Raw genomic sequence first — 21,910 nt, 5'->3', positions numbered from 1 at the left:
CAACCCGGTCGAAACGCATCGCGATCAAGCGACGGGCATTTGCTTGATCCCAGCGTCAAGCCACGCTCGCGTCTGCTCCAGGATCTCGTCCGAGAGAGCGGAGTCATCGATCGCGCGGGCGAGGATGACGGCTCCCACCATCGCTGCCCAGCTTCCGATGGCCGCGCGACGTCTGCCTGCCGGGTCCGATTCTGGGAGTGCCCTCTCGATGCGGCTGATCTGCGACCGCAGACCCTCGGTCATGGCCGAGCGCGCAGCCGGGGTCTGATGGCGGATGGCGGCGGCAAGCCCCGCCGTCGGGCAGCCACCGGCGGGATCGTCGCGATGCCGAGGCGATAGATAAGCATCCAAGTACCGGCTAAAGTTGCCGCCTTCACTCGCGTCAGCGGCCAGCACGTGGGCCAGGGTCTGCGCGACGAGATCGTCCTTCGAGCTGAAATGTCCATAGAAGCCGCCATGCGTGAGCCCGGCGGCCTTCATCACTTCAGAGACGCTGACGGCGTCAAAGCCCTTCTCGCGGAACAGTCTGCTGGCGACCTCGAGGATCCGACGGCGATTTTCCGCCATCTGCTCTCGGCTGACCTTCATTTCAAATTTCTCCACCGAACCTCATTGACATAATCATGATGATCATCATATTTAGTCAATCATGACAACCATCATGAATATAGGTTTCAACGGAGCAGAGAGCAATCCCATGGCTGCCATTCCCTCAGTTCTTGTGACCGGAGCCTCCACGGGCATCGGCGCCACTTATGCCGGTCGCTTCGCACGCCGCGGCCATGACCTCGTGCTGGTCGCACGGGACCACGCGCGCATGGAGGCACTGGCCACGCGCTTACGGAGGGAAACGGATGTGGCGATCGACATCATCCAGGCCGATCTGACTCAGCCCGCCGAACTTGCTGTGGTCGAGGCGCGGCTGCGCGACGATGCGCGGATCGGCATCCTCCTCAACAACGCCGGAACCGCCCTTGGCGGCAGCTTCGTCGAGCAGTCCACGGACGATGTGGCACGGCTCGTCGCCCTCAACACCACGGCCCCGCTGCGGCTCGCCAGCGCCGTCGCGCCTCGCTTCGCGCAGGCCGGCGAAGGGGCGATAATCAATATCGGCTCGGTGGTCGGACTGGCGCCTGAATTCGCCATGACCGTCTACGGTGCGACCAAGGCGTTCGTGCTGTTCCTGTCGCAAGGGCTCAGCCTCGAGCTCGGCCCGAAGGGCGTCTACGTCCAGGCCGTCCTTCCCGCCGCCACGCGCACCGAAATCTGGCAGCATGCGGGTGCCGATGTCAGCGCCATGGCCGGCGTGATGGACGTCGATGAACTGGTTGATGCGGCGCTGGTGGGCTTCGACCGGCGCGAACCGGTGACGATTCCGCCCCTGCCCGACGTCGAACAGTGGACGGCCTATCAGGCGGCACGCCAGGCCATGCTGCCGAACACGCGCCAGGAGCACGCGGCAGCGCGCTATCGGACGGCCGTCTGAGCACGCGCAGAAACAATGTTCTGACCGATAGCCCCAGTCGCACGAAAGATCAGCGCAGCATGACCACTCAAGCTCTCTTCGCGCCATATCAACTTGGCTCTCTGACTCTCGCCAACCGCATCGTCATGGCGCCGCTGACCCGGAACCGTGCAGGCTCGGGTCTCGTGCCCGGCGCGTTCGCCGCGGAGTATTATGCGCAGCGGGCAAGCGCCGGACTCATCATCACGGAGGCCACCCAGGTCTCGGAGCAGGCACAAGGCTATCAGGACACGCCTGGCCTCTACACGCCGGAGCAGATCGCTGGCTGGCGGAATGTGACCGATGCGGTCCATGCCAGCGACGGACGCATCTTCGTCCAGCTGTGGCATGTTGGCCGCATCAGCCATGTCGACCTGCTTGGCGGAAAGCCGCCGGTCGCTCCGTCGGCGATCCGCGCACGAACGAAGACCTTCGTCAATAACGGCTTTGTCGACGTCTCGGAACCGCGCGCGCTGGAGGCCGACGAGATCCCCGCCATCGTCGACTCCTTCCGCCAGGCCGCCGCCAATGCGATCGCGGCCGGGTTCGACGGGATCGAAGTGCATGGAGCCAACGGGTATCTGCTCGACCAGTTTCTCCGCGAGACGGCGAACGTCCGAACCGACGCCTATGGTGGCTCGATCGAGAACCGCGCCCGCCTGCTGCTGGAGGTGACCGACGTCGTCTCGAAGCAGATTGGTGCGGATCGCGTCGGCGTTCGTCTCTCACCGGTCTCGCCGGCCAGCGGCATCATCATCTCGGATCAAGAGCAATCGCAGTTCGACTACGTCGTCGAGCAGTTGGACAAGCTTGGCATCGCCTATATCCACGTCGTGGAAGGCGCTACCGGCGGGCCGCGCGATGTTGCGCCGTTCGATTTCGGATCACTCCGCCGCCGCTTCAAGAACAGCTACATCGCCAACAACGGCTACGATCTGGAACTCGCGGCGTCACGGCTCGCCGAAGGCAAGGCAGACCTGTTCGCCTTCGGCCGGCCGTTCATCGCCAATCCCGACCTGGTGAAGCGGCTGCAAACCGGCGCACCGCTGGCGCAGATCGATCCTGCCACGCTCTACGGCGGCGGCGCCAAGGGATATACCGATTATCCCACCATCACCCCGGCCGGTGGCCACTGACAGCTTCGGCGCCACGTTGCGGTGCGGCGCCAACCCTTTTGCGCTGTCTGCGATGACGTCTCCAACCGGAGGCGGGCGTAGGCAGTGTCCTGGAGATCAGATCATCATGAAGGCGTTCATCCTCGACAAATACAAGAAGAATGGCGCGCTGCGCTTCGGTGACATGCCGCAGCCCGCGTTGGGGGACGACGATGTCCTGGTCGACATCCACGCGGCCGGGCTCAATCCGCTGGATTCCAAGATCCGCGATGGCGCCTTCAAGCCCATCCTTCCGTATCGCCCGCCTTTCATTCTGGGGCACGACATGGCCGGAGTAGTCACGCGGGTCGGCGCCAACGTCCGTCGATTCAAGGTCGGCGACGAGGTCTATGCCCGGCCGCGCGATGGCCGCGTCGGGACCTTCGCGGAATCGATCGCCATCAATGAGGCCGACCTGGCGTTGAAGCCGAAGAACCTGACCATGGAGGAAGCGGCTGCCATTCCCCTGGTGGGGCTGACCGTCTGGCAGGCACTGGTCGATCGGGCCGGCCTGCGAAAAGGGCAGAAGATCCTCATCCACGCGGGCTCGGGCGGCGTAGGGACGTTCGCCATTCAGCTCGCCAAGCATCTCGGCGCGACCGTCGCTACGACGACAAGTACAGCCAATGTCGAGCTCGTCAAAAACCTCGGCGCCGATGTCGTGATCGACTACAAGAAGCAGAATTTCGAGAAGGTCCTGTCCGACCACGACGTCGTCTTGAACAGCCTCGACGGCGATACGCTGCAAAAATCGCTGGTCGTGCTGAAGCCGGATGGCAAACTGATTTCCATCTCCGGCCCGCCGGACCCCGATTTCGCCCGGCGACAAGGGCTGAACTGGCTCCTGCGTCAGCTGATGCGCCTTCTGAGCTCGAGCATTCGCAGGAAGGCCAAAGCCAGAGGGATCAGCTATTCGTTTCTGTTCATGCGGGCGGACGGCGCGCAGTTGACCCAGATCACGGCACTGGCCGAAGCCGGAATCCTTCGCCCGGTGATGGATCGGGTCTTCGCGTTCAAAGCGACCAGTGAAGCTCTGGCCTACCTCGAGACGGGACGCTCCAAAGGCAAGGTCGTCGTCAAGCTGAGGTGACGGCGGTGTCGTATCGCCCCCGCAATCGCGGACCGCGCTGAGGCGCGCGTCTGTTGCTCATGTTCAAGGAAACGATCGTGAACATGCCCGATGCCACGCCAACCGGATCGACAGCGATGCAGCCGAATTCCCAGAAAACTGCGCTTGTGACGGGAGCCTCGTCCGGCATCGGCCGCGCCAGCGCCGAGGCCCTGGCGCGCGCCGGCTTCACCGTCTTCGGCACCAGCCGAAAGCCGAATGGGAACGGTCCGAAGCAGGTGTCGATGCTGCCCTGTGACGTGACCGATGAAGCCTTGATCAAATCACTCGTGTCGACGGTGCTCTCGCAGACCGGGCGCATCGATGTTCTCGTCAACAATGCCGGCTTGGGCCTGTTTGGCGGCGCCGAGGAATCCTCGGTCGCTCAGGCTCAGCGTCTCTTCGACGTCAACCTGTTCGGTGTCATCAGGATGATCAACGCGGCCTTGCCGTCGATGCGCGCGCGTGGGCAAGGTCGCATCATCAACCTGAGCAGCGCGCTTGGCTTCCTGCCGGCGCCGTATTCGGCACATTATGCCGGAAGCAAGTTTGCCCTCGAAGGCTATTCAGAATCGCTCGATCACGAAGTCCGCGCCTTCAACGTCCGCGTGTCGTTGATCGAGCCCGGCACAGTGAAGGGCAATTTCGACCAGAGCGCGCTGGAGCCCGACACCAGGATGCCGGAGTATGATGCCGCGCGCGCCTGGGTGCATGGCTTCTACAAAAAGGCGTTGCTGACGGCGGTGACGCCTGACGACGTGGCGGAAACGGTCCTTCTGGCGGCCACGGCGTCGCGCCCGCAGCTACGCTACCCCGTCGGCAAGGTGGCAAGGCAGGTCAGCCTGTTGCGCCGACTCATGCCTGCGCGAATGTTCGACAAGAGCCTGCGCCAGCAGTTCGGCCTGCCGGGCTGAATGGAGCCCCCCGCTCCGACCGAAGGGCTCACCCGCCTGGCTCAAGAAATCGGCATCCCATGGAGTCAGGAGCCCATGGCGGGCGCGTCGACTGTATGTGGACCACCGAACTCGCGGAAGCTTCGTTGCCATCAAGTGGCGATTGGGCTGCATCGGTCGGGACCGACTGCTCTGCCAAACTGCGATCTGCGGCAAGTCTTTGAAAGGCTTGGTGGGCGCACTAGGGCTCGAACCTAGGACCCGCTGATTAAGAGTCAGCTGCTCTACCAACTGAGCTATGCGCCCGGATCTTGCATCCGGAGTAAGCCTTTGCAAGAGCCGGTCGTTTAGCAAAGCGATTCCGGGATGTCCAGCGATCCCTGACGATTTTTCGGCAGTTTCGATGCAGAAAAACCGCCGGCTTGCGGCGGTTTTCCCCAGGTGAGATCTTGAGCGGATTCAGAGGGTCGTTAACCAGCCCTCAGAGCCGTCCGGAGTCGGGTCCCTCGTCGGACCAGCCCATGCGATCCATCGGCGGGTGGCCCATCGGTCCGGGGCCGAAGCGATTCTCGCCGAAGCGCGGCCCGTCCGGGCCGCCCTCGCCGCGCTCCATCCAGCGGTGGTGACGCGGACCGTCCGGTCCCATCATCCGCCCCATCGGCCGGGTCAGCATCGACAGCCGGCGCTTCTGGCCGTCATCGAGCGTCTTGTAGAGCGGGTCGGCGGCATCGGCGACCTTCTTCATGGCGTCGGCCGTCACCGCCATGGTGTCGGCATGCTCGCGCAGCCGGGCCACGGGATCGACGTCCTTGTCCGGCGCGTCGTCGGCCGCCTTCATCCGCGCATTGGCGCGGTCGAAGCGCAGCTTGACGAGATCGCGCACCGCACTCTCGATCGGCGGCCACAGCTTCTCCTGGTCGGCCGACAGCTTCAGGCCGGCATGGACCGAAGCAATGCGTGCATCGAGCATCGCGGCGCGGTCTTCCGGATTCATCCGCGCGTGGTGCATGTGATCATGAAGCCAGCCGCGCTGGGCGTAGACCGCGGTCGAGCCGGCGATGGCCAGCACGGCGACGGCGGCAATGGTGAACTTTCTCATGCCAACCTCCTTGGAAAGCCGGACCAACATGAGCCTGCCGCGTCGGGCCTTCAACTTACAGTTTGGACAGAGTGTACGACGTTACAAAGATGTAATTACTTCAAATTCCTTTCTGTTTTTGCAATTCAGTTTCATTTCGTTGCTGCACCTCAAAGCATCCCGAGCATGCGCGGCAACCAGAGCGAGACTTCCGGCACGTAGGTGACGAGGGCAAGGAAGCCGAGCATGGTCAACAGCCAGGGCATCACGGCGATGGTCAGCTCGGTGATGCCCATCTTGGCGATGCCGGAGGCGACATAGAGGTTGAGGCCGACCGGCGGATGGCACATGCCGACCTCCATGTTGACCACCATCAGGATGCCGAGATGCACCGGATGGATGCCGAGCTTGACCGCCACCGGAAACAGGATCGGCGCCATGATCAGCACGATCGAGGTCGCCTCCATCACATTGCCGGCGAGCAGCAGCAGGATGTTGACGACCAGCAGGAACACCGCCCAGTTGACGCCAGCCGCCGCCATCCAATTGGCGATCTGCTGCGGGATGTTCTCATTGGCCATCAGGAACGAGAACAGCACCGCATTGGTGATGATGTAAAGGATCATCGCGCTCATATTGGCCGAGCCGAGCAGCACCTTCGGCACGTCCCTCAGCGACATGTCGCGATAGACGAACACGGCGATGATGAAGGCGTAGACGGCGCTCACGGCGGCCGCCTCGGTCGGCGTGAACTTGCCGGTGTAGATGCCGCCGAGCACGATGACGATCAGCAACAGGCCCCAGATGCATTTGCGGAACGCCATGAAGCGCTCCGCCCAGCTGGCGCGCGGCAGCCGCGGATAGTCGTTCTTCCAGGCGCGGTAGAAGGTGGTGAAGCCGAGCAGGGTCGCCAGCATGATGCCGGGAATGACGCCGGCGATGAACAGCTGGCCGACCGAGGCCGAGGAGACGCGATGGCCGGCCGGATCGAGCGCGATGCTGCCGCCGGTCGCGACCGCATAGACGACCATGACGATCGAGGGCGGGATCAGAATACCAAGAGCGCCGGAGGTGGTGATCACGCCGGCGCCGAAGCGTTTCGGAAAGCCCTGCTTGACCATCGCCGGCAGCATGATCGAGCCGATCGCGATCACCGTCGCGGGCGACGAGCCCGATACGGCGGCGAACAACGCGCAGGCCATGACGCCGGCAAGCCCCAGGCCGCCATACCAATGCCCGACCATCGAGGTCGCGAAATTGATCATGCGCCGGGCGACGCCGCCATGGGTCAGGAAATTGCCGGCGAGAATGAAGAACGGGATCGCCATGATCTCGATGTCGATGCCCGTGAACAGCTTCAGCGCGACCGACTCGGTCGGCACGTTCGTCATGAAGAAGACGAAGGACAGCACGGTCAGGCCGAGCGCGATCGAGATCGGCATGCCCGTCAGCATCAGGAAGATGAGCAGGCTGAAGATCAGGAGGCTGCTCATCGCACGGCCTCCGTGCCGGCCGCCTCGACGCCTTCGACATAAGCGTGGTCGTGGTGCGGCAGCTCGTCATGACGGAGATAGTGCCAGGCGACCTGCAGGAAGCGGAAGCACATCAGATAGGAGCCGAGCGGGATGCAGAGATAGACCAGCCAGCTCGGCAGCTCCATGTCCGGCGTGACCTGGTCGGTCTGCGACAGGCCGTAGACGAACTTGGCGCCCATGGTGCCGATGATCGCGGTGAACAGCGCCCCGCACATCAAGCCGAACAGGATCGTCACCTTGCGCAGCGAGGGCCGGAGCATGTTCACCACGACGTCCACGCCGACATGGATGCCGGTGCGCACGCCATAGGCGGCGCCGAACTTCGCCATCCACACGAACATGTAGATGCAGAGCTCCTGCGCCCAGGACAAATCGATCGGGAACAGGATGGGATAGAGGAAGGGCACACCGACGAGGTAGCGGTGCAGCACGGCCACGAAAATGATCGAGGTCGCGGCCGCGATCAGGAATGCGATCAGAATCTCCTCGAGCCGATCGAGGATGCGCAACAGCAGACCCAAGTCCCCCACCCCCAAAAGTCCCCTACCCCCAAAGCCATCCGACGCCCGCGCGCTTTGCGCGCCGTCGGGTGATCTCGGCATCTCAGCCAGACGCCGCCACCTCACGATGCGCGGGCCACCCGCCCGCGCATCCGCGCCTCAGACCATCAGTTCGTCGTGCCGCGCGTCTCCTTCAGGAACTCGTCGATCAGCGGCTGGCCGACGCGCCCGGCGACGTCCTTGTAGACCGGCATCATCGCCTTGCGCATCGCCTCGTCCTGCGCCGGCGTCAGCTTGACGAACTCGGACTTGCCGGACTTGCGGATCTCTTCCAGCGCGTCGTCGTTCTCCTTGGCCGACTGGTTGTTGCCGTAAGCGGTGGCCTCCTTCATCGCCTTGTCGCAGGCTGCGCGGATGTCCGGCGGCAGGCCGTCCCAGAACTTCTTGTTCACGACCACGACGTAGCCGATGTAGCCGTGATTGGTGAGCGTGATGTATTTCTGCACCTCGTGCATCTTCTGCGTGTAGATGTTCGAGGGCGTGTTCTCCTGGCCGTCGACGACGCCGGTCTGCAGCGCCTGGTACACTTCCGAGAACGCCATCACCTGCGGAATCGCACCGAGCGTGCGGAACTGGGCGTCCAGCACCTTCGAGGACTGGATGCGGAACTTCATGCCCTTGTAGTCGGCGGGATCGACGAGCTTCTTGTTGGCGGTCATCTGCTTGAAGCCGTTATCCCAATAGGCCAGCCCGATCATCCCCTTCGGCTCGAGCAGCTTCAACAGCTTGGCGCCGAGCGGGCCGTCGGTCACCTTCCGCAAGGTGGCGAGGTCCGGCAGGATGTAGGGCAGATCGAACACCTCGAATTCCTTTATGCCGATCGGACCGAACTTGGAGTTCGACGGCGCCAGCATCTGCACCGCGCCGAGCTGCAGCGCCTCGAGCTCTTCCTTGTCCTTGTAGAGCTGGGAGTTCGGATAGACTTCGACCTTGACCTTGCCGTCGGTGTACTTCTCGGCCAGTTCCTTGAACTTGTCAGCCGCAAGCCCCTTCGGCGTGTTCGCCGCCACCACATGGCTGAACTTGATCACGATGGGATTGTCGGCCGCCATGGCCGGGCCGGTCAGCGCGAGCACCGCCAGCGAGGCGGCGGTTGCGATCACATGGCTCAAGCTGAGCTGGCGGAATTTGAACTGCTGCAAGGTGGCCTCCCGACGTTTCGGGGGGCATTGCAATGACGCCCCCGCTTTGTATGCCAAGGACATTGTTAGCGGCTCGCGGGACGGATTACCATTGACCGTTAGCCGCAGACACGGGATTCCCCGCGCTGCAATGCAACAATGATTGTCCCTCGCTTGTTCGTCCCGGCCGCTTCGCCATTTCGGGGGAGCCGCTTTGCGGTGCCCCGAATGACCTGGTCACATCAGCTTGCCGCCGCGGCCGCCGTACCCTGCGCCACATCGCGCTGGCGCTTCATCACCAGCTTGTTCAGCGCGCCGAGATAGGCCTTGGCGGACGCCACCAGCGTATCCGGATCGGCCGCGCGCGCCGTCATCGAGCGGCCGTCCTGCGACAGGCGGACCGAGACCTCGGCCTGCGCGTCGGTGCCCTCGGTCACGGCGTGGACCTGGTACAGCTCCAGCTTGGCCTCGTGCGGCACCAGCGACTTGATGCAGTTGAACACGGCATCGACCGGACCGTTGCCCTCGCTCTCCTCGATCTTGGTCACGCCGTCGACGTCGAGCTTCATGGTGGCGCGCTGCGGGCCGCGGGTGCCGGCGATGACGCTCAAGGACAGCAGCTTGATGCGGTCATGGGCGCTCACCATGCCCTCGTCGATCAACGCCTCGATATCCTCGTCGTAGATGTGCTTCTTGCGGTCGGCCAGGGCCTTGAAGCGGACAAAGGCGTCCTCGACCTGGTTGCCGGCGAGCTTGTGGCCCATCTCCTCCAGCTTGTGGATGAAGGCGTGGCGGCCGGAATGCTTGCCCATCACCAGCGAGGTCTGCTTCACGCCGACCGTCTCCGGCAGCATGATCTCGTAGGTCTGGGCGTTCTTCAGCATGCCGTCCTGGTGGATGCCGCTCTCATGCGCGAACGCATTCCGTCCAACGATCGCCTTGTTGTACTGCACCGGGAACGAGGTCGCCGCCGACACCACCTTCGAGGCGTGGGTCAGCTGCGTGGTGTCGATCTTGTTCCAGAACGGCAGCTTGTCGTTGCGCACGCGCATCGCCATCACGACCTCTTCCAAGGCCGCATTGCCGGCGCGCTCGCCGATGCCGTTGATGGTGCACTCGATCTGGCGGGCGCCGGCGCGGATGCCGGCCATCGAGTTGGCGACGGCCATGCCCAAATCATTGTGGCAGTGCACGGAGAACACCGCCTTGTCGGAGTTCGGCACCGTCTCGCGCACGCGCCTGAACAGGTCGTAATATTCTTCCGGCACGGCGTAGCCGACGGTGTCCGGAATGTTGATGGTGGTGGCGCCGGCCTTGATCGCGGCCTCGACGCAGCGGCACAGGAAATCGAATTCGGTGCGGGTGCCGTCCTCCGAGGACCATTCGACGTCGTCGGTGTGGTTGCGCGCGCGGGTGACCGAGGAAATCACCAGCTCGAACACGGCTTGCGGCTCCATCTGCAGCTTGTACTTCATGTGCACCGGCGAGGTGGACAGGAAGGTGTGGATGCGGCCACGCTTGGCGGGGCGGATCGCTTCCGCACAACGGTCGATGTCCTTGGCGCCGGCGCGCGACAGGCCGCAGACCACGGCGTTCTGGGTGCGCTTGGCGATCTCGTTGACCGCCTCGAAGTCACCGTCGGAGGCGATCGGGAAGCCGGCCTCGATGATGTCGACGCCCATGCCGTCCAGCATGGCCGCGATGTTGAGCTTCTCCTCGAACGTCATGGTGGCGCCGGGGCATTGCTCGCCGTCGCGCAACGTGGTGTCGAAAATGACGACGCGGTCCTTGTCGGACGGGGTGGTGCTGGACATCTGCTATTCCTTGGATTGTCGGGTGGTGCGCATGTTTGTCAGGATCTCTGATCAATTGGGCGCTGAAGGGTGTTTCGTGTCGAAGCCAACCCCTGAGTGCCCAGGCGCATCCCGCCCAGCCGGCCCTCAGGGGCAGCTAAGAAGCAGAAGCTCAAGCGCGCCGATCAAGCCGCGAGCCGGCAGCGAGGCGAGCACGATCGACCGGGCATCTGCCCCGGCGATGGCCTCGATCTCTGCGCTGCGAATCAGCATTGCCAAACCCTTTTGCGAGAACACGAAAACTGTGCGGCAAAACCGTTGATGGATCGTTGCTGCGATGTCCTCAATGGTGGTTTTACCGTGAATAAGAGGGCCCCGCAACGCCGAATAAGGGTCAGGAGATATGACGTATTGGGCCCCTGCACCCTCGTGGCCCGGGCCAATCGTGACGACGCGTACGCCCCTTGTGTGGAGAAGCTCTGCCAAGATGCGCAAACGGGCGGTTCTGACCAACCGCCCGTCGCTGGATCTGAGCCCGTTACGTCCTTACGTCCCAAAAGCGATGAAGCTTGTTTCAGAGCGAGGGACAGATCCGGTGTCTTCCTCAACCCGAACAGTTGCAAGGGCTTTGAGCCCGAACCGAGCAAGGAAGGGAGTCGAAGATGGCACAAACTGACAGCGTTGTCGCGGGCATCGATGTGGCAAAGGACAAGGTGGATACGTGCGTTCGGACAGTCGCCGAACGTCCAACTTTTCTGAGCGCCGCGGTAGGACAACGCCGGTTGGTCGCCTGGGTGCGTAAGCACAAGGTCACCAAGGTCGTGATGGAGGCGAGTGGAGGCTCTTCGACGAGGCGGGATGGCGAGAGATAAGCATAATTTCTAAAAAAACGAAAATGAAATTTCGCGCGGGACCGAAGCTCACGGATGATATGGTAACAGGCGCCATGACCAACCGCATCTTTCTCCACGGCGTGCCGGACACGCCTGCGATCTGGGGGCCGCTGATCGCGGTGCTCGGCGAGACCGTCGCAGTTCCCTGCCTGCCCGGCTTCTGCGACGAGGCGCCGTCGGGCTTTGCATGCACCAAGGACGCCTATGCGGACTGGTTCGTCGCGTTGATCGAGGCGCAGCATGCGACGTTCGGGCCGCTCGATCTGGTCGGGCATGATTGGGGCGCGCTGCTGGTGCTGCGCGCGGCGTCGCTGCGGCCGGAGCTGGTGCGCACCTGGGCCGTCGCCGGTGGCGCACTCGATGCGGACTATCGCGGCCATCGCATCGCGCGGATCTGGAACACGCCGATCCTGGGTGAGGTCTTCATGGCGCTGTCGTCACGGCGGATGATGGCGCGCATGTTTCGACAGAGCGGGCTGCCGGCCGACCTCGCCGCGCGCGAGGCCGCCGCATGGCAAGCGCCGATGCGGCGGTCGATCCTCGCGCTCTATCGTTCCGCCGATGGGCTTTGCTTCAGCGGCGACTGGATCGAGCGGCTGGCGCAATTGCCGCGGCGTGGCCTCGTGATCTCGGGCACGCAAGACCCTTACGTGCCGCTCGACACGCTCAGCCGCTTCGCACAACGCCATGGCGCGCCACTGCATGTCGAGCAGGACGCCGGCCATTGGAGCATCGTCGAGCGGCCACAGAGCATCGCGGCGGCGCTGCGGGCGCATTGGAACGACTGAGAGCTGAACCGGTGTGGATGCCCCCTGCGGGAAGCCCCCGTGCCTCGCCCATGTCGCTGAGGTGTGTGATCCCGGATCGGCGCGTGCGCTGCGCGCCTGTCCAGGACGACACCGAATAAGAGACGAACGCCGGCGGCAGCATGACGTCGTCAAGGGCACTCAGTCATGGATCCTCGTTTGGCCCACGACGCCAGCCTATCGCTCGTTGCTGCGCAATCTCGCCAACCACGCTTTGATCGATAGCAGCGGATCGGGCGAGAACCAGCCGTTCACAAATCGGCGTTGCACAAAATCACAACCGCAAAAGCCCCGCTTGTTCGATGCGCGCAGTGATCATCACGCAATCTTTGATTGATCATGTCGCGCTGATAGCATGTGCTGCGCGCAGTTGCCGAGGGGGAAATGCCATGTTGCGTGTCATGACCAGCATCTGGTTTGCGATCGCCCTGCTGCTTGCTTGTTCGTTCACCCTGCACCATGCGGTCGCCGACGAGGTGAGCCGAACCGGCTTTCCGCAGGCCGACTGGCCGGTCGCCACGCCCGAGGACGAAGGAATGGACTCGGCGGCGCTGGCCAAGCTCGTCGACGCGGGCAAGGCGTTCAGGTTCGATAGCCTGCTGATCACGCGCCATGGCCGCATCGTGCTCGATGCTTCCTACGCGCCCTACAAGTCGAACGAACTGCACATCATCAATTCAGCGACCAAGGCGGTGGTCGCCACCTTGATCGCGATGCTGCTCGAGGACGGCGTGCTCGACAGCCTCGATCATCCGGTGCTCGACTTCTTCAAGGATCGCCAGATCGACAATGTCGATGCGCGCAAACAGGCGCTCACCGTGCAGCATCTGCTCAACATGACCTCCGGCCTGGACTGGGACGAAGGCTACAATGGCGGCACCGAGAGATCGCTCTTCGAGATGGGTCGGAGCCCCGACTGGGTGCAGTACATTCTCGACCGGCCGATGGCGCATGCGCCGGGCGAGAGCTTCTACTACAATAGCGGCAACTCGCATCTGCTCTCCGCCATCGTCACCAAGCTGACCGGCCGCAGCGCGGAGGACTTCGCCGGAGAGCGACTGTTTGCCCCGCTCGGCATCACCGAGCACGCCTGGTTCAAGGATTCCAAGGGGATTTCCAGCGGCGGCTTCGGGCTGGCGCTGAAGCCGCGCGACATGGCGCGGATCGGCTATCTGTATCTACGCGGCGGCCGCTGGGGCGGACAGCAATTGCTGCCGCCCGGCTGGATCGAGGCCGTCAACCACGCCACGACCAGCATGAACGCGACATTCGATCCGGGCCTGCACTATGCCGATCAGTTCTGGGCCCTGCCGGACCGCAACGTTTTCATGGCGGTGGGCTATCATTGCCAGCTCATCATGGTGCTGCCCGATGCCGACATCGTGGCGGTGATGACCGCCCGCAATTTCTGTCCCTTCCGCAAGCTCGCGAACGATATCCTGGCGACGGTGAAATCGAGCGAGGCCCTGCCCACCGCGCCCGAAGCGACGGCGGCCCTCGCCGCAGCCGTCAGCGATGCCGCCACGGAGACGCGAAGTGCTGTCGGAGCCGTACCCGACATCGCGGCGGCCATTTCGGGCAAGACCTTCAGCTTCGCGCCGGGCCCGCTCGGCATCAATGCGATCACCCTCGACCTCACCGGACCCGACCCGCATGCCGCGTGGGACATTCCGCGGCAAGGCGGCGGTGGCGGCACCTTGCACCTGCAGAGCCCGATCGGCCTCGACGGCTCCTATCGCACGACGGCGCAACCCCATCCATGGCAGCCCTACGCCTATCGGGCCATGAAGGGCAGTTGGGTCGACGCCACGACCTTTGCGATCGACGTGCAGTTCATCGGCCAGGGCGAAGAGCGCAACTGGCGGCTCAGCTTCGATGGCGACAAGGTGACCCTCAAGACGAAGGGGCGATACGGCAAGGAACTCGCGGTCGAGGGGCAGGCGCTGCCATGAATTTCTGAGACCGCCACGAGCATGTTCGTCGCCTCGCCGGGCGGCTGGATCAATGCCCTCATCGTGCTGTCGCATGCCCGATGGGGAGATTTGGAACGGTTCTAATAGCGCTGCGCGTGCCGCAGGCGGCGGATGCGATCTCCCGTCGTTTTCTCAACCAACTCATCTCGTGTATGTCTGCCCTCCCGCCGGGCTGGAGCCTGCTGCTCGCCGGTGGGGGATCGTTTTTCGATTGCGGTGGCATAATGTTGAGATTGCTGGAGCGGCTGGGGCTGCGTTTCGAGGATGCCGTCGAGGAGCGGCGTTTCGTCGACCATTACGTCCGCGGCAGCACCGGCTGGACGCAGATCGCGATGCTGCTCGGCGCCTTCACCTTTGCCGGCTACACGCTGTGGGACTGGGTGCTGTATCCCGAGATCGTGCCGACCACGCTCGCGATCCGCGGCGGAACCGCCGTGCTGGTGCTGCTGCCGCTGACGGCGCTGCTGTCGACGCCGGCCCGCAAATGGGCTGAGCCGATCCATCTGCTCTATTGCGTCATCCCCGGCTGCGTGCTGCCGACGATCTATTGGGTGCTGCCCTCGGGCTTCACCTACTCCGCAGCCGGCATGATCATCGTCATCCTGTTCGTCTCGACCATGCTGCCGCTGCGCATCGGCTCCTACGCGACCTTCTGTGCGACGAGCTGGAGCGCGTTGGCGGTGGCCGAGAGTCTTGCGACCGAGCCGCTGCCGCCGGGCCTGCGCTTCATCGATCATTCGCTGGTCGGCAATGCCTGCCTGCTCTCGCTCTATGCCGTCGGGGCGCGCGAGTACCAGGCACGCAAGCAGTTCCGCACCGCCGAGGCGCTGCAGCGGGAAAAGGAGCGCTCGGAGGCCTCGCTGCGCGATCTGCATGCCACGCAGGCCCATCTGGTGCAGGCGGAGAAGCTCGCCTCGCTCGGCCAGCTCGTCGCCGGCGTCGGCCACGAGGTCAGCACGCCGCTCGGGCTGGCGCTCACGACGTCGACGGCGATGGAAGGCGACGTCCAGGCGATCGCCCGCATGCTCGGCAGCGGACTGGTGCGGCGCTCGGATCTAGCGAAGGGCGTCGCGCGGCTGCAGGAAGGCCTGCAGCTGACCACGCAGAGCCTGCATCGGGCCTCCGAGATGGTGCACAGCTTCAAGCAGGTCGCCGTCGACCAGGCCAACGAGGCGCTGCACAGGTTCGAGCTGCAGGGCTGGATGGCCGATCACATCGCCAAGCTCCGCCCGCTGCTGGCGCGGCAAGGCCTCACGGTCGCGCTGTCCTGCCCCGAGGGCATCGTGCTCACCAGCTATCCCGGTGCACTCGGACAGGTCATCAGCATCCTCGCTTTCAACGCCGCGACGCACGCTTATCCCGGCGAGATCGGCGGCATCTTCACTGTCGAGGTCGCGCCGCCCGCCGATGGCGCCGTGCGCATCCTGTGCGCCGATCACGGCGTCGGCATGCCCGGCCATGTGCGCGGGCGGGTGTTCGATCCGTTCTTCACCACGCGCCGCGAGAAGGGCAATGCCGGCCTCGGCCTGCACATCGCCTTCAACCTCGTGGCCTCCACGCTCGGCGGCCGCATCGAGCTCGACAGCGAGCCGCAGCAGGGCACGCGCGTCACGCTCGACATTCCGCTGTTGGGACCGAACAAGCCGGCCGAGCTGGAGCTCGCCGCGGCACAGTAGGCACGGCTGAGACGTCATCGCGACCGACAACGGCACCACGGGCATGATGAGTCCGCAGTCCGGCACGATCACGCCGAAGCGCTGAAATCAGCCGGCGCCTGGTCCCGAAAAATGAGACCGGCGGTGCTTCATCCACAGTGGATGGAGCACTGTCGTGCGCGCCGCGGTCTCCTTCATCTGCACGAATTGCACGCGTCCGCAGGACGCTCTGCGCAAGCCGTGATCAGCCAGGGCCGATGACGCAAAGTCGCCGCGCGCCGGCGCAGCTTCGCAGCATTTCGAACACTTCGGCACCGCACGACTTAGAGGGATTCAACGGCGCGCGACGTATTCTTGGCTGCACTGCATTGCTAGAGCTCACGTCAAGCAGACCGTTCGCTTGAACGGCGCGACGTTGGAAGTGTAGTGAACGATGACGGACGATGAAGGCCGGCGCGATGTTCGCGCGCGAACCGGCATGTGTGGCGCGATCGCGCTGGTGAGTGCCCTGACCGCAGACCTGGTTTGCTCCTCTCCGATCCATGCTGAGGCGACGCTGCCGGCAGTGACGGTGGACGCACCGGCGCCGAAGCGCAAGCCCGCGACATCGACCGGCGCGCCGCAGCGTCAGGCGCGCGCCACACCGTCGCGCCGCGCCATGCAGCCGCCACCGATGCCGACGCGCGCTGAGCGCGCCGCAGCGGACGCCGTGGTGCTGAATGCGGCCAAGCTGAATTATCGCGCGATGCCGAGCGCGACGACGCTGCGCAGCGGCACCTCGCCGCTCGACACCGCGCAATCCGTCAACGTCGTGCCCGAGCAGGTGATCAGGGATCAGCTGCCGCGCAACATCGACGATGCCCTCGCCAATGTCAGCGGCGTCACCCAGGCCAACACGCTTGCCGGCACGCAGGACGCGGTGATGCGGCGCGGCTTCGGCGACAACCGCGACGGCTCGATCATGCGCAACGGCATGCCGCTGGTCCAGGGCCGCAGCCTCAATGCCGCCGTCGAGAGCGTCGAGGTGCTGAAGGGGCCCGCGTCGCTGCTCTACGGCATCATGGATCCCGGAGGCATCGTCAACACCATCAGCAAGCGCCCCGAACTGTATCAGCACGGCTCGGTGACGCTGCTCGGCTCGGCCTATGCGAACGACAGAACCGGCGCGGACGGCACCATCGACGTGACAGGCCCGATCGGCGATGGCGGCCTGGCCTATCGCTTCATCGGCTACGGCGTCAGCGAGGATTATTGGCGCAATTTCGGCCGCCATCGCGAGATGCTGGTGGCGCCGTCGCTGGCCTGGTATGGCGACATGACGACGGTGCAGCTCAACTACGAGCACCGCGAATTCATCACCCCGTTCGATCGCGGCACCGCCTTCTTCAACGGCGCGCCGCTGGCGATCCCGGCCACGCGTCGCCTCGACGAGCCCTTCAACAACATGTGGGGGCAATCCGACCTGGTGCAGGCCTCGGTCGAGCAGAAGCTCAACGACGACTGGAAGCTCATCGCGGCCTACAGCTACAACACCGAGAGCTTCAGCGCCAACCAGCTGCGCATCACCGCGATCGATGCACGAACGGGCCGCGAGACGCGCAGCAATGACGGCACCTGGGGCTCGCTGAGCCGGGTCAGCTACGGCACGTCCTATCTGCAGGGCGGCTTCTGGCTCGGCGGCCTGCGCAACGAGGTGCTGTTCGGCGGCGACGCGCAATACCGTACGATCTACCGCCAGGACCTGATCCGCCAGACCGTCGCGACGCAATTCAATATCTACAACCCGGTCTATGGCCTTATCCAGCCGGGCACGACGATCTCGGCGACCGACAGCGAGCAGACCGACAAGCTCGGTCAGTACTCCCTGTTTCTGCAGGACACCCTGCATCTCACCGACAGGCTCGCGCTGGTCGGCGGCGTGCGCTACATGGATTATGAGCAGATCGCCGGCCGTGGCCGGCCGTTCAAGGCCAACACCAACGTGGCCGCCGACAAGGTGCTGCCGCTCGGCGGCGCCATTCTCAAGCTCAATGACCAGCTCTCGCTCTACGCCAGCTACACGCAATCCTTGAAGCCGAACTCGACCATCGCGCCGCTGACCGGCGGCGTCGTACTCGGCTCCAACATCGCGCCTGAGCAAGGGACGTCCTGGGAGACCGGACTCAAATTCGATCTCGACAAGCGGCTGTCCGGCACCATCGCGGTCTATGACATCGATAAGAGCAACGTGCTGGTGTCGCAGCTCAATGCCAGCAATGTGCTCGAATACACCACCGCCGGCAAGGCGCGCTCGCGCGGCGCCGAGATCGACATCACCGGCAGGCTGTCGCAGGCCTGGAGCATGATCGGCAGCTATGGCTACACCGATGCGCGGGTCACCGATGACCCGACCTACCGCGGCAAGCGGCTGCAAAATGTCGCACTCAACACTGCCTCGCTGTATCTCGTCTACGATTTCGGCGCTGCTGTGCCCGGCAAGCTCAGGCTCGGCGGCGGCGCGCGCTATGTCGGCGACCGCGCCGGCGATGCCGCCAACAGCTTCGTGATGCCGTCCTATGTGGTCGCCGATCTGTTCGCGACCTACGAGACCAAGCATCCGAACCTGCCAGTGATCTACCAGCTCAACGTCAAGAACCTGTTCGACAACGTCTACTACCCGTCGGCCAACAGCGTCCTGAACGTCGCGGTCGGCGATGCCAGGCGGGTCTCGCTGGCCGCGACCGTCAAGTTCTAGCCGGCAGGATCGCGCCGTTCGACAGCTCGCAAGACAGGCAAAAGGGAGCTTCCTTTGACGACATCACACATCAAGTCGGCTCTGCTGCAGCTCCACTCGATCCTCGGGCTGGCGACGGCGCTCATCCTCTCGGTGATGGGCGTCACCGGCGCGATCATGAGCTTCGAGGACGAGATCCAGGCGGGTCTCAACGGCACCCTCGCCCATGTCGTCGCGCGCGATGCGACGCCGCTGGCGCCGGCCGAGCTCATTGCCCGGCTCCAGACCGATCCCGCCCTCGGCAAAGTGGCTGCGCTCTCGCTGTCGCGCGATCCGACGGCCACCTTGAGGGTCCGCTTCGCGCGCAGCGAGGATGGCGGCCATCCCTCCTCCGTGCTCGTCGATCCCTATGACGGGCGCGTGCTCGGCACGCCGCTCGGCGAGAGCTTCTTCGCTACGACCCGCCGGCTGCATCGCTGGCTGCTGCTGCCCGGCGACGGCAAGGGCGCCGGCCGCCAGATCACCGGCGCGACCGTGCTCGGGCTGATCGTACTGTTGATGTCCGGCCTCGTACTGCGCTGGCCGCGGCGGGCGAGCAGCGCGGCGTTGTGGCTGAAACCGCAATGGCGATTGAGCGGGCGCGGCCTGCACCGCTCGCTGCACAGCGTGATCGGCACCTGGCTGCTGCCGGTGTATCTGGTGATCGCGCTGTCGGGCCTGTCATACTCCTATGTCTGGTACAAAGACGGGCTCACCTGGCTGTTGAGCACGAAGCCGCCTGCTGCGCCGAAGCCGGCACGTGGCGAGCGCGATGCCAGTCCCGCCTCGCAGCAGCCATTGGCGCTCGACCTGGTCTGGGCGACCGCGCGGCGCGAGGCCGGCGACCGCTATATCACGCTTGACCTCATGCTGCCTGCGGGCGGCGCGACCGCCGTGCGGGTACGATCCTGGCTCGACGAGACGCACGACATCCGCGACGAGTTCCGGATCGATGCCGGCACAGGACGGCTGATCGCCGCGGAGCGCTATGCCGACAAGTCGGCCGGTGAGCGGGTGCTAGCGCGCGTGTTCGATATTCATCGCGGCAGCATGCTCGGCTGGCCCGGCCGGATTCTGTTCATGCTGGCGGCAGCAACGATGCCACTGTTCGCGGTCACCGGCCTGCTGCTCTATCTGTCGCGGCGACGATTGCGGCGGCCGCCGCAGCCGGCACGAACGGTCCAGCTGGTCCCCGGCGAATGACGACAGCGCCGCTGCAGGCGCGTTCAGGCCGCCCGCGCCTGCGCGGCACGGCGGAACGCGTTGGCCGCGATGATGACATGCAGCAGCAGTGACGCGCCAAAGCCCAGGGCATGCTGGGCCGCCGTCGCCGGGATGGTGAGCACGGTCACGAGACCGAGCGGAATGAACAGGATGATGCCGGAGACAAGGCCCGGATTGTAGCCGCGGAAGCGCAGCGCCGGACCAATATGCCCGAGCGAATTGACCAGCATCAGATAGGGCGCGACCAGGGCCCAAGCAGGACCGGCGATCCAGGCCACATAGAGCGCGATCAGGTCGATGCCCCAGACCGCGCCGCAATTGACCCAGAGCACGTCGATCGTGGTCAGCGCTTCGCGGCCGCCGAACATCACCTGATTGACGAAGCGGCGAAAGCGATCCCCGGTATGCTCCTCCACCTGGTGGATCATGTAGCCCGGGGAATGCAGGAATATCAGCAGCAGCGGCAACGGCCAGTCCGCGGCCAGCACCGGCACCAAAGCCAGCAGCGCTGCAGCCATGAACACGGCACCGGCAACCCAATGGCGGGCGAGGAGGTCGAGCATCTTCAAGTGATGCGCGAGTCGCCGGATCTTGCCAAGCGAAGTTCCACCGGGGAAATACCGGGGCATGGGCTCCGGCCACGGCCCAAGCGGCCTCCGCCGCCGGTGTTTGGAAGGTACGTATGGAAGGTACAACGGCTGCTGCTGCCGCTGACGACCCCGCGTCCCTGCTCTAATTCGTCTTCTGCTCGGCGCCAGACAGGCGCTGCGCCAGCTTCTTCAGCGTCGCCTCCGACGGCGGCGCGCTCTGGAACTCGCGGATCGCGCGGGCCAGTTCATGATCCGACATCGGCTGGGCCGGCTGCCTGAGCTCGCCACGGGTCAATGCCGCCGCGATGCTGTCGAGATGCGGCCCTGAGCCGCCAAACAGGCGGCGAATCCGGTAGAGGAACGCAATGTGGGGCACGGCTGTTCTCCCGATGCGGCGACCACCAACTTTCTTCACCGCATCCCGTGATACGATCGTCGACTTTAGTAGGACCGGCTGAAAGCATCGGCTCATTTGATACGGAAGCTGAGCAGCGAGCTTGAATTTCCCATGGATGTGGACCGGATCGTCGTCAACAAGCTGAAGGAACATTCCCGGTTGTCAAGCGACGACATCGCCGAGATCAAGACTCTCAGCTTCACGCAGCGCGAGCTGGCCGGCCATGAAGACCTGATGAGGCAAGGCGACGAACCTGACAAATCCGTCGTGGTGATGTCCGGCTGGGTCGCGCGCTATCATCTGCTCCGCAACGGCGGGCGACAATATCTCTCATTTCACATGGCCGGCGACTGGCCGGATTCGCAGGCGCTGTTCCTCGACCGCATGGACCACGCGGTCTGCGCAATCGGCTCCGCTGCGGTCGCGTCCGTTCAGCACAAGGAGCTGACGCGGGCGATCAACCGGCGGCCTTCGCTGGGTTTTGCGATCTGGCGCGAGACGCTGGTCGACGCGTCGATCTTTCGCGAGGCGATCACCAATAACAGTGCGCGAGGCAAGCCGGCGCGCATGGCGCACCTGTTCTGCGAGCTGTTCTACCGCGCCAAAGCGCTTGGCCATGTGGACGGCAACCTGCTGCAGCTGCCGGTCAGCCTGATCCAGCTCGGCGAGGCGCTGGGCATGGCCATCGCGACCGTCAACCGCACATTGGTCGAGCTGCGCGCCAGCCGCGCTGTCGATTTCCGCAGCGGCACGCTGATCGTCCATCATTGGCCGCGGCTGTGCGCGATCGGCGAGTTCGATCCCGGCTATCTGCATCTCAACAGCCACCCGCGCTGAAGTGCAAGCTCATGCTGCGCGAGGCTGGATGCGGGCG

General features: G+C 64.6%; 19 protein-coding genes and 1 tRNA gene. 10 read left to right on the top strand and 10 right to left on the bottom strand.

Features of this window, described 5'->3' with window-relative positions; all coding sequences use genetic code 11:
* Positions 1–24 precede the first annotated feature (24 nt).
* Complete coding sequence (locus ACVIJ6_RS20680) at positions 25–588, bottom strand: TetR/AcrR family transcriptional regulator (RefSeq protein WP_456777040.1); 564 nt, start codon at positions 586–588, stop codon at positions 25–27.
* A 109-nt stretch (positions 589–697) separates the two neighbouring features.
* Here ACVIJ6_RS20680 and ACVIJ6_RS20675 point away from each other — a divergent pair, with 109 nt between their 5' ends.
* The 4 genes from ACVIJ6_RS20675 (at position 698) to ACVIJ6_RS20660 (ending at position 4,680) form a co-directional block, all read left to right on the top strand.
* Entirely contained in the window at positions 698–1,486 is a 789-nt protein-coding gene (locus ACVIJ6_RS20675; protein WP_456774199.1) for an SDR family NAD(P)-dependent oxidoreductase, read from the top strand.
* 59 nt (positions 1,487–1,545) lie between these two features.
* Positions 1,546–2,640 (top strand): alkene reductase, encoded by a 1,095-nt coding sequence (locus ACVIJ6_RS20670; RefSeq protein ID WP_456774198.1) that lies wholly within the window; start codon positions 1,546–1,548, stop codon positions 2,638–2,640.
* Between the two features lie 106 nt (positions 2,641–2,746).
* Positions 2,747–3,748: an NADP-dependent oxidoreductase gene (locus ACVIJ6_RS20665; RefSeq protein ID WP_456774197.1), complete on the top strand. Its 1,002-nt coding sequence runs from the start codon at positions 2,747–2,749 to the stop codon at positions 3,746–3,748.
* Between the two features lie 116 nt (positions 3,749–3,864).
* On the top strand, positions 3,865–4,680 hold the full coding sequence (locus ACVIJ6_RS20660; protein WP_456777039.1) for an oxidoreductase: 816 nt from the start codon (positions 3,865–3,867) through the stop codon (positions 4,678–4,680).
* A gap of 209 nt (positions 4,681–4,889) precedes the next feature.
* Here ACVIJ6_RS20660 and ACVIJ6_RS20655 read toward each other — a convergent pair.
* The 7 genes from ACVIJ6_RS20655 to ACVIJ6_RS20625 all read right to left on the bottom strand — a co-directional run bounded on the left by ACVIJ6_RS20655 (position 4,890) and on the right by ACVIJ6_RS20625 (position 11,019).
* A tRNA-Lys gene (locus tag ACVIJ6_RS20655) sits at positions 4,890–4,965 on the bottom strand.
* Between the two features lie 175 nt (positions 4,966–5,140).
* Positions 5,141–5,758 (bottom strand): Spy/CpxP family protein refolding chaperone, encoded by a 618-nt coding sequence (locus ACVIJ6_RS20650; RefSeq protein ID WP_456774196.1) that lies wholly within the window; start codon positions 5,756–5,758, stop codon positions 5,141–5,143.
* A gap of 149 nt (positions 5,759–5,907) precedes the next feature.
* Entirely contained in the window at positions 5,908–7,230 is a 1,323-nt protein-coding gene (locus ACVIJ6_RS20645; RefSeq protein ID WP_456774195.1) for a TRAP transporter large permease, read from the bottom strand.
* Positions 7,227–7,793, bottom strand: coding sequence for a TRAP transporter small permease (locus ACVIJ6_RS20640; protein WP_456774194.1), 567 nt, complete (start codon positions 7,791–7,793; stop codon positions 7,227–7,229). The genes ACVIJ6_RS20645 and ACVIJ6_RS20640 overlap by 4 nt, the downstream gene beginning before the upstream one ends.
* Before the next feature lie 146 nt (positions 7,794–7,939).
* The gene (locus ACVIJ6_RS20635) at positions 7,940–8,974 is read right to left on the bottom strand and encodes a TRAP transporter substrate-binding protein (protein ID WP_456774193.1); all 1,035 of its coding nucleotides are present in this window, start codon (positions 8,972–8,974) and stop codon (positions 7,940–7,942) included.
* Between the two features lie 221 nt (positions 8,975–9,195).
* Positions 9,196–10,767, bottom strand: coding sequence for a 2-isopropylmalate synthase (locus ACVIJ6_RS20630; RefSeq protein WP_456774192.1), 1,572 nt, complete (start codon positions 10,765–10,767; stop codon positions 9,196–9,198).
* 126 nt (positions 10,768–10,893) lie between these two features.
* Positions 10,894–11,019 carry a hypothetical protein gene (locus ACVIJ6_RS20625; RefSeq protein WP_456774191.1) on the bottom strand — a complete coding sequence of 42 codons (126 nt, stop codon included), beginning with the start codon at positions 11,017–11,019 and terminating at the stop codon, positions 10,894–10,896.
* A gap of 673 nt (positions 11,020–11,692) precedes the next feature.
* Between ACVIJ6_RS20625 and ACVIJ6_RS20620 the strand changes: the two genes are divergently transcribed.
* The 5 genes from ACVIJ6_RS20620 to ACVIJ6_RS20600 all read left to right on the top strand — a co-directional run bounded on the left by ACVIJ6_RS20620 (position 11,693) and on the right by ACVIJ6_RS20600 (position 20,028).
* Complete coding sequence (locus tag ACVIJ6_RS20620; protein WP_456774190.1) at positions 11,693–12,427, top strand: alpha/beta fold hydrolase; 735 nt, start codon at positions 11,693–11,695, stop codon at positions 12,425–12,427.
* 407 nt (positions 12,428–12,834) lie between these two features.
* The gene (locus ACVIJ6_RS20615) at positions 12,835–14,397 is read left to right on the top strand and encodes a serine hydrolase domain-containing protein (protein ID WP_456774189.1); all 1,563 of its coding nucleotides are present in this window, start codon (positions 12,835–12,837) and stop codon (positions 14,395–14,397) included.
* 245 nt (positions 14,398–14,642) lie between these two features.
* Positions 14,643–16,094 carry a sensor histidine kinase gene (locus ACVIJ6_RS20610; protein WP_456774188.1) on the top strand — a complete coding sequence of 484 codons (1,452 nt, stop codon included), beginning with the start codon at positions 14,643–14,645 and terminating at the stop codon, positions 16,092–16,094.
* 412 nt (positions 16,095–16,506) lie between these two features.
* Positions 16,507–18,807 (top strand): TonB-dependent siderophore receptor, encoded by a 2,301-nt coding sequence (locus ACVIJ6_RS20605; protein ID WP_456774187.1) that lies wholly within the window; start codon positions 16,507–16,509, stop codon positions 18,805–18,807.
* A 54-nt stretch (positions 18,808–18,861) separates the two neighbouring features.
* The gene (locus tag ACVIJ6_RS20600) at positions 18,862–20,028 is read left to right on the top strand and encodes a PepSY-associated TM helix domain-containing protein (protein WP_456774186.1); all 1,167 of its coding nucleotides are present in this window, start codon (positions 18,862–18,864) and stop codon (positions 20,026–20,028) included.
* Positions 20,029–20,051: 23 nt separating this feature from the next.
* On the opposite strand, the gene ACVIJ6_RS20595 is transcribed toward ACVIJ6_RS20600, so the two are convergent.
* Together ACVIJ6_RS20595 and ACVIJ6_RS20590 are read right to left on the bottom strand one after the other, a co-directional pair.
* On the bottom strand, positions 20,052–20,612 hold the full coding sequence (locus ACVIJ6_RS20595) for an HXXEE domain-containing protein (protein ID WP_456777038.1): 561 nt from the start codon (positions 20,610–20,612) through the stop codon (positions 20,052–20,054).
* A 169-nt stretch (positions 20,613–20,781) separates the two neighbouring features.
* A complete protein-coding gene (locus tag ACVIJ6_RS20590) occupies positions 20,782–21,015 on the bottom strand; it encodes a hypothetical protein (RefSeq protein WP_456774185.1) in 234 nt (77 codons plus the stop codon).
* Positions 21,016–21,147: 132 nt separating this feature from the next.
* Here ACVIJ6_RS20590 and ACVIJ6_RS20585 point away from each other — a divergent pair, with 132 nt between their 5' ends.
* Positions 21,148–21,873 (top strand): Crp/Fnr family transcriptional regulator, encoded by a 726-nt coding sequence (locus ACVIJ6_RS20585; RefSeq protein WP_456774184.1) that lies wholly within the window; start codon positions 21,148–21,150, stop codon positions 21,871–21,873.
* Positions 21,874–21,910 lie beyond the last annotated feature (37 nt).

Source organism: Bradyrhizobium sp. USDA 4369 (assembly GCF_054056435.1).
Note: the sequence above shows the minus strand (reverse complement) of the source record. Positions and strands in the feature narration are given on the sequence as shown.